Below are 12,619 nucleotides of genomic sequence, written 5' to 3' on the forward strand. Positions count from 1 at the left end.
CTGGTGCTCGGGCTGGGCCGCAAGTTCGAGCAGCCACTGGGCGATGCGCACTGGATCCGGCTGGCGTTCAGGCTTCAGGAGACCAGCGATCAGCGCTTTGCGGTCGGGCTCGAGGCGGCCGAAGGGCCGCTGGGCACGCGCAACTACCGCATCGCTCTGGAGGCTGCGCCCCAGGGCGAGCGCGAGACCCTGCTGCATGTCACCTACGCGTATCAGTCGAGCTGGACGGCACGGGCGGCCATGCAGGTGTATCTCGCCACCGCGGGCAGCGACAAGGTCGGCTTCAGCCGCGAGGGCGCAGGCGCTGCGGCGCCGTTCGTGGGCGGCATGCGCGGCTCGCTCGAGCGCAATGCCATGCGCTACTACCTCGCCATCGAAGCCTGGCTGGGCACGCTGGGGCTGGCGCCGCCCGAGCGGGAGCACCGTGCGCTCGAGGAGTGGTTCACCGCCACCGAGCGCTATCCGCGCCAGTTGCAGGAGGTCACCCGCAAGGAATACATCGCCATGAAGACCCGCGAAGTGCAGCGTCAGCAGTCGCGGGTCCGCACGCCGCTCGATTGAGCCGGCGCTGCTGCGCCGGGCTCCCGGCTCGCGGGCGTTGCCGCCGGCTGCTCAGCCGAAGGTGCGCGGCTGGCCGGTGTTCTCGATCACCGACATCCAGAGGTCGCCCTCCGGATTCACCCGCCGGCTCTCGCGCGTGGCCAGCGCCATCGGCACATGCACGAAGCGGCCGTGCCAGCGGCCGATGAGCATGCTGGTGTTGCCGGCCATCGCCGCATGCACCGCGTGACGAGCCATGTTCCAGCAGTACACGCTGTCCGAGGCGCAGGCCGGGATGCTGCGGATGGTGTAGCTCGGGTCGATGTACTTCACGGTCACCTCGCGTCCGGCCTGCGCGAAGTGCGCACCGATGCGATCGCGCAGGAACACCCCGGCATCCTTCAGCCGGGCGTTGCCGCTCTTGTCCACCGATTCAGCGTCCGCCGCGGGGGCGATCAGGTCCTGCGCCACGCCCTCGGCGGCCACCACCACCGCGTGCCCCTTGCGGTCGAGCACCCGACCCAGGCAGGCGAGCACGCCCGAGTCGCCCTGCAGACGCATCGGCACCTCGGGAATCAGCACCAGATCGGCCTCGGTGGAGGCCAGCGCGGCCTGGCAGGCGAGAAAGCCGGAGTGCCGGCCCATCAGCTTGACCAGGCCGATCCCGTCGCGGGCGGCGAGCGCCTCGACCCGGGCGCTGCGGATGGCGTCGACCGCCGCGGAGTAGGCGGTGACGAAGCCGAAGCTGCGATCGATGAAGGGCACATCGTTGTCGATGGTCTTGGGCACGCCGACCACCGCGATCCGCAGCCCGCGTCGTGCGATCTCGGCGCACAGGCGCATCGCGCCGCGCATGCTGCCGTCGCCACCGACCACGAACAGGATGTCGATGCCATTGGCCTCGAGGTTGTCGACCACCTCGGCCGCATCCTGCGAGCCGCGCGAGGTGCCCAGCACCGTGCCGCCCTCGTGATGGATGTGCGCCACCGACTCCGGTGTCAGGGTGAGGGGCACATGGCCGAAGCGGGCGATCAGCCCTTCGTAGCCGAAGCGAAAGCCGAGCACCTGGCGCACGCCGTAGCCGACCGAGAGCTCCAGCACCAGCCCGCGCACCACATTGTTCAGGCCCGGCGCCAGCCCGCCACAGGTGACGATGCCGGCACGCACCGTGCGCGGATCGAAGAAGATCCGGTCGCGCGGTCCGGCCAGCTCGAAAGCCGGGAGCGAATCAGGATCTCCCTTCGCGCCCCGCAGCGACGACAGTGCATCGTCGAGCAGCACCTTGTCGGCCGAGCCGACGAAGTGCACCGCCCGCTCGCCAAGATGGCGCGCCACCGGAGAGGGCAGGCGACAGTGCCCGAGCACATCGATGACGAGCTCGGCAACCGCGGGGCCTGCCGTGTTCATCCGGTGTTCCTCAGACCGGCAGCGAGGCCGTTGATCGAGAGGTGGATGCCGCGACGCACCCGCTCGTTGAGCGGCTCGGTGGGGCTGCGCTGGCGGTGACGACGCATCAGCTCCACCTGCAGATGGTTGAGCGGGTCGAGATAGGGAAAGCGATGACCGATCGAGCGGGCCAGCGCCGGACTGGAGGCGAGCCGGATGGTCTCGCCGGTGATCGTCGCCATCGCTGACTGCGTGCGCTGCCACTCGGACTGGATGGCCGTGAAGATGCGCTTGCCCATGCGGCGGTCGGCGCCGAGCTCCAGATAACGGGTGGCGATGCCGAGGTCGCTCTTGGCCAGCACCATGTCGAGATTGGACAGCAGGGTTCGAAAGAACGGCCACTGCCGGTGCATGCGCTGCAGCAGCGCGACCCGCCGTTCGCGATCGCCCTGGTTGAGGAAGGCCTCCACCGCCGAACCGAAGCCGTACCAGCCCGGCAGCATCACCCGGCACTGCCCCCAGCTGAAGCCCCAGGGAATGGCGCGCAGGTCCTCGATGGCCCGGGTGGCCTTGCGCGAGGCAGGTCGCGAACCGATGTTCAGTTCGGCGATCTCGCGGATCGGCGTGGTGTCGAAGAAGTAGTCGACGAATCCGGGTGTGCCGTAGACCAGTTCGCGGTAGGCGGCCATGCCGGCATCCGAGAGCGACTGGGCGGCGTCGAGAAAGGTCCTGGGGGCGCTCGCGGTCGGGTGCAGCAGCGTGGCCTCCAGGGTGGCTGCGACCAGCGCCTCGAGGTGTCGTCGGCCGATCGCCGGGTTGGCGTACTTGCTGTTGATCACCTCCCCCTGCTCGGTGAGCCGGATCTGGCCGTTCACCGTGCCGGGTGGTTGCGCCAGGATGGCCTGGTAGCTCGGCCCGCCACCGCGGCCGACGGTGCCGCCGCGGCCATGGAACAGGCGCAGGCGGATGCCGTGCGCGGCCCGCAAGGGCTCGAAGACCGACACCAGCGCGGTCTCGGCCCGGTAGAGCTCCCAGTTGCTGGTGAAGAAGCCGCCGTCCTTGTTGCTGTCGCTGTAGCCGAGCATGATGTCCTGCTCGGCGCCGGAGCGGGCCACCAGCGCGGGCACGCCCGGCAGCTGGTAGAAGGCCTGCATGATCTCGGCGGCATTGCGCAGGTCGCCGATGGTCTCGAAGAGCGGCACCACGATCAGGTCGGCGATGCCTTCCCGCGACAGGGTGCCGCGCATCAGGCCCGCCTCCTTCTGCAGCAGCAGCACCTCGAGCAGATCACTCACCGATTCGGTGTGCGAGATGATGCAGTGGCGCAGCGCCGCCGGGCCGTAGCGCTCGAGCATCTCGCGCGCGGCGTCGAAGATCGCCAGCTCATCGCGGCACAGGTCCGAGTAGGCCGCGCTGCGCACGCGCAGCGGGCGCGGATCGTCGAGCAGGCGCAGCAGCAGCGCGCGCCGAGCAGCCTCGTCCAGGGACGGATAGTCGGCCTCCAGGCTGGCCACGGCCAGCAGTTCGGCCACCACCGCCTCGTGCTTGTCCGAGCTCTGGCGCAGGTCGACGGTGGCCAGATGGAAGCCGAAGACCTGCACCGCCCGGATCAGCGGCGCGAGACGTGGTGCGATCAGGGCGCGCGCGTGGTGCGAGCGCAGCGACTGCGCGATCACCTGCAGGTCGGCGAGAAAGTGCGCGGCATCGGGGTAGGGCTCCTGCGGGGCGAGGGCGTGGCGCAGCGCCTCGGTCCCGGTGAGCTCATGCAGCGTGGCCGCGAGGCGCGCGTAGATGCCGGTGAGGGCGCGTCGGTATGGCTCGTCCTCGCGGTGCGCGTTGCGATCGGGGGAGTGCTCGGCCAGGGCCTGCATGGCCGGGGTGATCGGCGCCAGCAGTGCCGAGATCGACAACTCCGCGCCGAGTTCGTGCACCTCGGTGAGGTAGAAGCGCAGCGCGGTCTCGCTCTGGCTGCGCAAGGCAGCGCGCAGGGTGGCCGCGGTGACATTGGGATTGCCGTCGCGGTCACCGCCGATCCAGTTGCCCATCCGGAAGAAGGTCGCGATGTCGTGCCCGGGCAGCATCTCCTCGAGCTCGGCGTAGAGGCGTGGAATCTCCCGCAGGAAGGTGCTGCGGTAGTAGCTGAGCGCGTTCTCGATCTCGTCGGCCACCGTCAGGCGGGTGTAGCGCAGCATCCGGGTCTGCCAGAGCTGCGTCACCCGGGCGCGGATCAGCGACTCGTTGTCGCGGCGCTCGCGCTCGGTGCGAAGGCCGTCGCGCGCGCCGAGCAGTTCCGAGATCGCCCGCTGCGCGTCCAGGATGCTCTTTCGCTGCACCTCGGTGGGATGGGCGGTGAGCACCGGCGAGATATGCGCTCGGGCAAGGACGTCGGCGATGTCGGCGGCGCGGATCTCGCCGGCGGCCAGCCGCTCCATGGTCATCGCGAGCGAGCCTTCCTCGAGCACGCCCCGGCGCTCCTGCGCCTCGTGGCGGCGGACCTGATGCCGGTCTTCGGCGATGTTGGCCAGGTGGGAAAAGTAGCTGAACGCGCGTACCACCGACACGGTCTGATCGATGCCCAGGTTCTTCAACAGGCGATCCAGGGTGCGACCGGCGGCCGCGTCGCGCTTCAGGCGCCCGGCCACCGACAGCTGCCGCACCCGCTCGATCAGCTCGAAGGCTTCGCGGCCCTCCTGCTCGCGGATGACATCGCCCAGGATGCGGCCCAGGAAGCGGATGTCGGCGATCAGCGCCTCATCGGTGTCGCCAGGCTCCTGGCATCGGCGGGCGGCGGTGGGTTTCGGTGCGGATTTCGCCATCGGAAGACCTCGGGGCGCACCGCAGGCGTGCGCCTGCGGCGACATCGGTGGACCTGGTGCGGGTCACGCAAGGTCTGTACCACGAGCGGGGGCTTCCGGATCCCGGCAAGGTCAAGCCGCGGTCGATCCGGTCTTCGCCGCATAATGCGCGGTCGCTGTCCGCAAGGCGCCGCCGGGTGGTCGCGCCAACACCCGCAGTGGCGCATCCACCATCGCCCACCCCCGAGCATGTTCGTCGACATCGTCAGCGTTGCCCTGCGCCGGCCCTACACCTTCGTGGTGATGGCGCTGCTGCTGCTCATCCTCGGTCCGCTGGCAGCGCTGCGCATGCCCACCGACATCTTTCCGGAGATCCGCATCCCGGTGATCGCGGTGGCCTGGCAGTACACCGGCCTGCCGCCCGAGCAGATGGCCGGGCGCATCAGCACCCTCTACCAGCGCGCACTGACCACCACGGTCAACGACATCGAGCACATCGAGGCCACGTCGTATGCCGGCATCGGCATCGTCAAGATCTTCTTCCAGCCCGGCGTGAATGTGGCGGTGGCCAATGCCCAGGTGACCGCGATCTCGCAAGTGGTGGTGCGACAGATGCCCCCGGGCACGCTGCCGCCGCTGATCATCAACTACAACGCCTCCACGGTGCCCATCCTGCAGCTCGCGCTGTCGGGCCAGGGCCTGTCGGAACAGAACCTGTTCGACCTTGGCATCACGGCTGTGCGCCCGCCGCTGGTCACCGTGCCGGGGGCAGCCATCCCCTGGCCTTATGGCGGCAAGCAGCGTCTCGTTCAGATCGATCTCGACCCGGTCGCGCTGCAGGCCCGGGGGCTGTCGGCCCAGGATGTCTCCAACGCGCTGGCCGCACAGAACCTGATCCTGCCGGTGGGTACCCAGAAGATCGGCAGCCTCGAGCACACCGTGCAGCTCAACAACGCCGCCGTGGCGATCAGCGATCTCGGCGGTCTGCCGATCCGCAGTGCCGGTGGCGCCACGGTCTATCTGCGCGACGTCGCCCAGGTGCTCGACGGCAACTCGCCGCAGACCAACATCGTGCATGTGGATGGCGGCCGTTCGGTGCTGATGTCGGTGCTCAAGAACGGCGCGACCTCCACGCTGAGCATCGTCGACGGCATCCGCGAGAAGCTCGCCGGCCTGCGCGCCTCGCTGCCGCCCAACCTCACCGTCACGCCGATCAATGACCAGTCGATCTTCGTGCGGGCGGCCATCACGGGCGTGGCGCTCGAGGGGCTGATCGCCGCCGCCCTCACCAGCCTGATGATCCTGCTGTTTCTGGGCAGCTGGCGCCCCACACTGATCATTGCGGTCTCGATCCCGCTGTCGATCATGGGCGCAGTGCTCGGGCTGGCGGCCATCGGCGAGACGCTCAACATCATGACTCTCGGCGGCCTGGCCCTGGCGGTGGGCATCCTGGTCGACGATGCCACGGTGACCATCGAGAACATCAGCTGGCACCTCGAGCAGGGCAAGGATGTCGAGACCGCCATCATGGATGGCGCCCGGCAGATCGTGGTGCCGGCCTTCGTCTCCATGCTGTGCATCTGCATCGTGTTCGTGCCGATGTTCTTTCTCGACGGGGTGTCGCGTTTCCTGTTCGTGCCGATGGCCGAGGCCGTGATGCTCGCCATGGTCTTCTCCTTTCTGCTCTCGCGCACCCTGGTGCCGACCATGGCCAAGTACCTGCTGCGGGCCCACCACGCGGTCGGGTCCGGCACGGCGCTGCGCTCCCGCAATCCGCTGGTGCGGTTCCAGCAGGGCTTCGAGGCCGGCTTCGCGCGCGTGCGCCGCGGCTACCGGGCGTGGCTTGCCTCGGCGCTTGCCCATCGCGCGGTCTTCGTGGCGGGCTTCATGGCTTTCGTGCTTGCGTCGTTTGCCCTGGTGCCTTATCTGGGCAGCAACTTCTTTCCGGCGGTGGATGGCGGGCAGATCCTCATGCATGCGCGGGTGCCGGTGGGCACGCGGGTGGAGGAGACCGCCGCGCGCTTCGCGCAGATCGAGCAGGCGATCCGTCGGGTGGTGCCCTCCGAGGAGATCGCGGCCTTCGTCGACAACATCGGCCTGCCGCCGAGCAGCATCAACCTCATCTACAACAACACCGGGGTGATCGGCACCCAGGATGGCGACATCCAGATTGCGCTCAAGCCTGGTCACAAGCCCACCGCCGACTATGTGCGGGTGCTGCGCGAGGTGCTGCCGGCGGAGTTTCCCGATACGGTGTTCTCGTTTCCGCCGGCCGACATCGTCAGCCAGATCCTGAACTTCGGCGCACCGGCGCCGATCGACATCCAGGTACGGGGCGGCAACCTCGAGGGCAACTTCGCCTATGCCAGCCAACTCGTCACGCGGCTGCGCGCCATTGCCGGCGTGGCAGATGTCCGGATCCAGCAATCACCGCGCAGCCCGGTGCTCAAGGTGGACATGGACCGGTCGCGTGCGCTCGAGCTTGGCCTGACGGCGCGCGATGTCACCAACAGCCTGGTCGTCAATCTGGCTGGCAGCAGCCAGGTGGCGCCCACCTACTGGCTGAATCCGGCCAACGGTGTGTCCTACGCGATCGTGGTCCAGACCCCGCAGCGCGACATGGAATCGCTCACCCGTCTGTCGGGTGTGCCGGTTACCGGATCTGCCGCCGCGAGCCCGCAGGTGCTGGGCGGCCTGGCCACGGTGAGTCGGGGCAGCGCCAACGCGGTGGTGAGTCAGTACGATCTGCAGCCCATGGTGCAGGTGAACGCCACCACCCAGGATCGCGATCTCGGCGCGGTGGCGGCCGACATCCGACGGGTGATTGCCGACACCGCGGGCGAGGTTCCCAAAGGCGCGAAGGTGGTGCTGCTTGGCCAGGTGCGCACCATGGACCGGGCCTTCTCCGGCCTGCTCTACGGACTGCTCGGCGCCATCGCGCTGATCTACTTCCTGATCGTGGTCAACTTCCAGTCCTGGATCGATCCATTCGTGATCATCACCGCGCTGCCGGCTGCGCTGGCCGGCATCGTCTGGATCCTGTTTGCCACCGACACCACGCTGTCGGTACCTGCGCTCACCGGGGCGATCATGTGCATGGGCGTGGCCACCGCCAACAGCGTGCTGGTGATCAGCTTCGCGCGCGAGCGTCTCGACAAACTCGGTGACGCCACGCAGGCGGCGCTCGAGGCCGGCTTCGTTCGCCTGCGCCCGGTGCTGATGACCGCACTGGCCATGATCATCGGCATGCTGCCGATGGCGCTGGGGCTGGGCGAAGGCGGCGAACAGAATGCGCCGCTCGGCCGCGCGGTCATCGGCGGCCTGGTGTTCGCCACCTTTGCCACCCTGATGTTCGTGCCGGTCGTGTTCAGCCTGGTGCATCGCCGCCCGGCGCGTCGCGAGGCGGCATCTTCCCGCGGAGTTCCCAATGCTCTCTGATCCCGACGGCGGGCCGCCGGCGCGAAGTCGGCTCGGCCTGTTCGCCCTCGCGGTGCTGCTGACGGGCGGCGTCGTGGCCGCCCTGGGCATCAGCGCGCGTCAGTCCGATGCCGCCCGTCTCCAGCAGCGGGCGCAAGCCCAGGCCGAGCCGGTGGTCACGCTGATCTCGCCCAGCGCGCCAGCCGGTCCGCCGCCGGTGCTCGACCTGCCAGGTCGCATCGAGGCGCAGTCGCGGGCCCTGGTCCATGCGCGAGTGGCCGGCTATATCAGGCGCTGGCATGCCGATATCGGCACGCCGGTCAAGGCGGGTCAGCTGCTCGCAGAGATCGACACGCCGGAGCTCGACCAGCAACTGCTGCAGGCCCGTGCCGAACTCGCCAGCGCGCGCGCCAACGCGGCGCTCTCCGAGGCCACCGCGCGGCGCTGGCAAACACTGCAGAGCCAGAACTTCGTATCGGCCCAGGCGGTGGAGGAAAAGTCCGGGGATGTCGCCGTGAAGCAGGCCCAGGCCAGTGCCGTGCAGGCCAACCTCGACCGGCTGCTCGCACTCAAGGGCTTCGCGCGGGTGGCGGCACCCTTCGAGGGTGTGGTCACCGCGCGCTCCACCGACATCGGCGCGCTGGTCAATCCCGGAGGGGCAGCCGGCACCGAGCTCTTCGTGGTCTCTGATGTGGCACGGGTGCGGTTGTATGTCACCGTGCCGCAGAACCAGGTGCCAGCGGTCAAGGCCGGCGACGCAGTCAGCTTCTCGGTGCCCGAGCGGCCGGGGCAGCGCTTCGATGCCCGGGTGCTGGCGCTTTCGCAGGCGATCGGAGCCGGCACGGGCGGCATGGTGGTGCAGCTCGCCGCCGACAATCGCCAGGCGGGCCTGCTGCCGGGGGGCTTCGCCTCGGTGCGCTTCAGTCTGCCGCCCCGCGAAGGCGTGCTGGTGATCCCGCCGAGCGCGCTGCTCTTCGGCAAGGCCGGGCCGCGGGTGGCGGTGGTGAACGCCGACCATCAGGTGATGCTCAAGCCGGTGACCATCGCCCGGGACCTGGGGGCGTCGGTGGAAATCGCCACGGGACTGGTCGCCTCCGACCGCCTCATCGAAAGCCCGCCCGATGGCATTGCCGATGGCGCGAAGGTCAAGCCCAGGCCGCCGGCGGCGCGCCCGCCTGCCCCCGGCAAGTCCTGACAGGCCGCTCTCGCCCGGCGGCTTCCGGGCGGGGCCTCAGAAGGGTTCGATCAGCCGCTTGCGACCCTCCCGCGGTGCGGGGGGCGGCAGGGTGCGCAGGGTCTGCACCAGGATGCGCCGGGTGTCGGCAGGGTCGATGACATCGTCGTAGGTGAACTTGGCCGCGGTCTTCAGCGCGGTGTGCTCGTCCTTGAGCTGCGCGGTCAGCTCGCGATGGCGTGCCGCCCGTTCGCCGGGGTCTGCCATCGCTTCGAGCTCGCGTCGGTGCAGGATGCTCACCGCGCCCTCCAGCCCCATGCCGCCGTACTCGGCGGTGGGCCAGGCCAGCAGGATGGCCGGGTCGAGGGGCTGTGAGCCCATGATGTAGTAGCCCAGCCCGTAGGCCTTGCGCAGCACGACCGTCATGATCGGCACGGTGGCATTGGCGATGGCGGTGAGCATGCGTGCGCTGTGCCGCACCAGGCCGGTCTGCTCGGCCTCGGGCCCGACCATGAGGCCCGGGGTGTCGCAGAGCAGCAGGAGGGGGATGTCGAAGGCGTCGCAGATCTGCACGAAGCGCGCCGCCTTCACCGCCGCGGCCGAGTCGATCGCGCCGGCGGCGTGCATGGGCTGGTTCGCCACCACACCGACCGTGCGCCCGTCGATGCGCACGAGGCTGGTGACCACCGAGCGACCCCAGCCCGGCTTGAGCTCGAGGCTGCTGTCGAGGTCGGCGAGATGGGCGATCACCTTGCGCACATCGTAGGCGCGGCGCGGATTGAGCGGCACCAGTTCGCGCAGGGGCAGCGGATCGGGTGCGCGCGGCGGCTCGGTGGCGGGGCCGAAGAAGGCGAGGTAGCGCCGCGCCAGGGTGATGGCATGGGCGTCGTCGTCGGCCAGCAGGTCGATCACGCCGCTGCGCACATGGGCGTCGGCCGGCCCGATCTCCTCGGGGGTGAGGGTCACGCCGAGCGCGGCGTGCACCAGGGGCGGTCCGCCCAGGCCCATGGCGCTGCCGCGAACGGCGATCAGCAGGTCCGACAGGCCGGCGAGATTGGCATGACCGGCAAAGGCCCGGCTGGGCACGATGCCGATGGTGGGCACCAGCCCCGAAAGCCGCGCGAAGACCACGAAGGTGGTCGTGGGACCCCGTGCCGACACCAGCATGTCATGGGTGCGTGCCCCGCCGCCCTCGAGCCAGAGGATCACCGGCAGACGATGACGCAGCGCGTGTTCGAACATCCGGGTGATCTTCTGGTGATTGACCGCGCTCTGCGTGCCGCCGTGAACCGTGTAGTCGTAGAGCACCAGGTCGACCGCGCGGCCACCCACCTGCGCCGTGCCCATCACCAGCCCGTCGGCGGCGCCGCTCATGCCGTCCACCGCGGGCTGGGCAAGCCCGCCGTACTCGACGAAGCTGTCAGGGTCGATCAGGCCGGCAAGCGCCTCGCGCACGCTCAGGCGGCCGCGGGCGTGCTGACGCGCCAGCGCCTCGGGGCGCGCGGCATCCTGCAGCGCCGCCCGGGCCTCGAGCACGGCCTGCAGCTCGGGGCGGACTGCCGGCCCGGTGGGACCCGGGGAGGAGCTCATGTCGGCGACTCCCATCCCCCGCCCAGGGCAAGGTAGACGCGCACCAGGGCCAGCCGCCGATCGAGCACCGCCTGCACGGCATCGAGTTGCGCGGCGAGCAGTTGCCGCTGCGCATCGAGCACCTCGAGAAAGCTGGTGGTGCCGGCGCGGAATCGCAGCTCGGCCAGGCGCAGGGCCTCGGCGCCGATGGCCACGCGCGCTTCCTGCAGGCGCTGCGCCTCGGCGCTGCTCTCGTAGGCCTGCAGGCCATCGGCGACCTCGCCCAGGGCGGCGAACACGGTCTTGCGGTAGGCGAGCAGGGACTGATCAAGCCGGGCGAGCGCGGCATCCCGATTGGCACTCAATGAGCCGCCGGTGTAGAGCGGTGCCACCAGGCCCGGCCCCAGGGAGGCCACCGTGGCTGCCCCCCCGCCGAGCAGGCTGGACAGCGCGGTGCTGGTCACGCCGAGCACCGCCGTGAGCGAGAGCTGGGGAAAGAATCGGGCCCGAGCCTCGGCCACCCGGGCATCCGCGGCCGCGAGCTGGGCCTCGGCGCGGCGGATGTCGGGGCGGCGGGTGAGCAGGGCCGAGGGCAGACCCGCCGGCAGCGCGGCCGGCAGGACGAGCGTTGTGGCGGCAGGTATGGTGACCGAGCCGGGCGGGCGGCCGAGCAGCAGCGCGATCGCGTTCTGCACCTCGAGCATCTGACGGCGCAGGCCGGGCAGTCGGGCCTGCGAGGCCGCGATGGCGCTCTCCTGCTGACGCTCCTCGGCGGCGCTCACGATGCCGGCCTGCGACATGCGCTGGATGATCCGCAGCCCTTCCTGCTGGCTGTTGACCGACGCCTGCAGCACCGCCTCGGATTCGCGCAGCGCGCCGAGCTGGTAGTACAGGCTGGCCATATTGCCCACCAGCGAGGCGCTCACGGCATGGCGGTTCTCGGTGGCGGCGAGCAGGTCGGCGCGGGCGGCGTCGGTGGCCCGGGCGTAGCGTCCCCAGAGGTCGAGCTCCCAGGACACCGCGCCCCCGGCGAGGTACGAGGACGAGAGGTTCTGCCCCGGCAGACGGGCGATCGGCGTGGTGTTGAGCGAGGCGGCAAGCGAGGGCAGGGCGGGTGCACGGGCAAGGCCGATCAGGGCGGCGGACTCGCGCACCCGCGCCGCGGCGATCAGACCGTCGGGGCCGCTGCGCAGCGCCTCCTCGATCAGGCCGCGCAGCGCCGTGTCGGTGAACACCGCCTGCCAGCCGACGCTGCCCAGCGCGGGCGCACCCTCGGTGCCGGCGGCTGCGCCGGGATAGGCGCCCGGCAGTGACAGGTCGGGTCGGCGGAAGGCCTCCGGGACCGCGCAAGCGCTGAGACTGCCCGCGACGACCAGCGCGAGCGGAAGACGCAGGGTTCTCATGGCGTGGTCTCCGGGGCGTTCGCCGGGGGCGGATCCGGCGGCACGGATGGCCTGGAAGGGGTGCCGCGACGGTTGAAGAGCCGGTCGACCACCACATAGAGTACCGGCACCAGGAAGATCGCGAGCAGGGTGGCGGCCAGCATGCCGCTGAAGACCGTGACCCCCATGGACACCCGCGACGCCGCGCCCGCGCCGCTGGCCATGATCAGCGGCACCACCCCGAGGATGAAGGCGAAGGAGGTCATCATGATCGGGCGCAGCCGCAGACGGGCGGCACCCAGTGCCGCGCTGACCGCGTCCTGCCCCTGCTCGCGCAGCATCTTGGCGAACTCGAC

Annotated in this window: 7 protein-coding genes and 1 pseudogene; 3 read left to right on the plus strand and 5 right to left on the minus strand. The window is 70.2% G+C overall.

Annotation, left to right across the window (positions count from 1 at the left end):
- Positions 1 to 561 (plus strand): annotated as a pseudogene (locus AC2H6A_RS12970) (hypothetical protein); the annotation flags it as partial.
- 51 nt (positions 562 to 612) lie between these two features.
- Here AC2H6A_RS12970 and AC2H6A_RS12975 read toward each other — a convergent pair.
- Both AC2H6A_RS12975 and ppc read right to left on the minus strand, forming a co-directional pair.
- A complete protein-coding gene (locus tag AC2H6A_RS12975; RefSeq protein ID WP_484274023.1) occupies positions 613 to 1,947 on the minus strand; it encodes an ATP-dependent 6-phosphofructokinase in 1,335 nt (444 codons plus the stop codon).
- The gene (ppc, locus tag AC2H6A_RS12980) at positions 1,944 to 4,742 is read right to left on the minus strand and encodes a phosphoenolpyruvate carboxylase (protein ID WP_484274024.1); all 2,799 of its coding nucleotides are present in this window, start codon (positions 4,740 to 4,742) and stop codon (positions 1,944 to 1,946) included. Before ppc ends, AC2H6A_RS12975 begins: the two co-directional genes overlap by 4 nt.
- A gap of 228 nt (positions 4,743 to 4,970) precedes the next feature.
- Between ppc and AC2H6A_RS12985 the strand changes: the two genes are divergently transcribed.
- Positions 4,971 to 8,159, plus strand: a complete 3,189-nt coding sequence (locus tag AC2H6A_RS12985; protein ID WP_484274025.1) for an efflux RND transporter permease subunit — start codon at positions 4,971 to 4,973, stop codon at positions 8,157 to 8,159.
- Positions 8,149 to 9,333, plus strand: coding sequence for an efflux RND transporter periplasmic adaptor subunit (locus tag AC2H6A_RS12990; RefSeq protein WP_484274026.1), 1,185 nt, complete (start codon positions 8,149 to 8,151; stop codon positions 9,331 to 9,333). Before AC2H6A_RS12985 ends, AC2H6A_RS12990 begins: the two co-directional genes overlap by 11 nt.
- A gap of 36 nt (positions 9,334 to 9,369) precedes the next feature.
- Here the strand turns inward: AC2H6A_RS12990 and AC2H6A_RS12995 are convergent, their stop codons facing one another.
- The 3 genes from AC2H6A_RS12995 to AC2H6A_RS13005 all read right to left on the minus strand — a co-directional run.
- Positions 9,370 to 10,902 carry an acyl-CoA carboxylase subunit beta gene (locus tag AC2H6A_RS12995; protein ID WP_484274027.1) on the minus strand — a complete coding sequence of 511 codons (1,533 nt, stop codon included), beginning with the start codon at positions 10,900 to 10,902 and terminating at the stop codon, positions 9,370 to 9,372.
- Positions 10,899 to 12,284 carry an efflux transporter outer membrane subunit gene (locus tag AC2H6A_RS13000; RefSeq protein WP_484274028.1) on the minus strand — a complete coding sequence of 462 codons (1,386 nt, stop codon included), beginning with the start codon at positions 12,282 to 12,284 and terminating at the stop codon, positions 10,899 to 10,901. The genes AC2H6A_RS12995 and AC2H6A_RS13000 overlap by 4 nt, the downstream gene beginning before the upstream one ends.
- Positions 12,281 to 12,619, minus strand: a 339-nt coding sequence (locus AC2H6A_RS13005) for an efflux RND transporter permease subunit (protein WP_484274029.1), incomplete at its 5' end; no start/stop codon positions are given. The genes AC2H6A_RS13000 and AC2H6A_RS13005, both read right to left, overlap by 4 nt.

It is taken from the genome of Quisquiliibacterium sp., assembly GCF_982640115.1.

Excerpts from the sequence above, each read along its gene's own strand:
- AC2H6A_RS13000 (WP_484274028.1), bottom strand. The coding sequence starts at position 12,284 with ATGAGAACCCTGCGTCTTCCGCTCGCGCTGGTCGTCGCGGGCAGTCTC.
- AC2H6A_RS12990 (WP_484274026.1), top strand. The coding sequence starts at position 8,149 with ATGCTCTCTGATCCCGACGGCGGGCCGCCGGCGCGAAGTCGGCTCGGC.
- ppc (WP_484274024.1), bottom strand. The coding sequence starts at position 4,742 with ATGGCGAAATCCGCACCGAAACCCACCGCCGCCCGCCGATGCCAGGAG.
- AC2H6A_RS12995 (WP_484274027.1), bottom strand. The coding sequence starts at position 10,902 with ATGAGCTCCTCCCCGGGTCCCACCGGGCCGGCAGTCCGCCCCGAGCTG.
- AC2H6A_RS12985 (WP_484274025.1), top strand. The coding sequence starts at position 4,971 with ATGTTCGTCGACATCGTCAGCGTTGCCCTGCGCCGGCCCTACACCTTC.
- AC2H6A_RS12975 (WP_484274023.1), bottom strand. The coding sequence starts at position 1,947 with ATGAACACGGCAGGCCCCGCGGTTGCCGAGCTCGTCATCGATGTGCTC.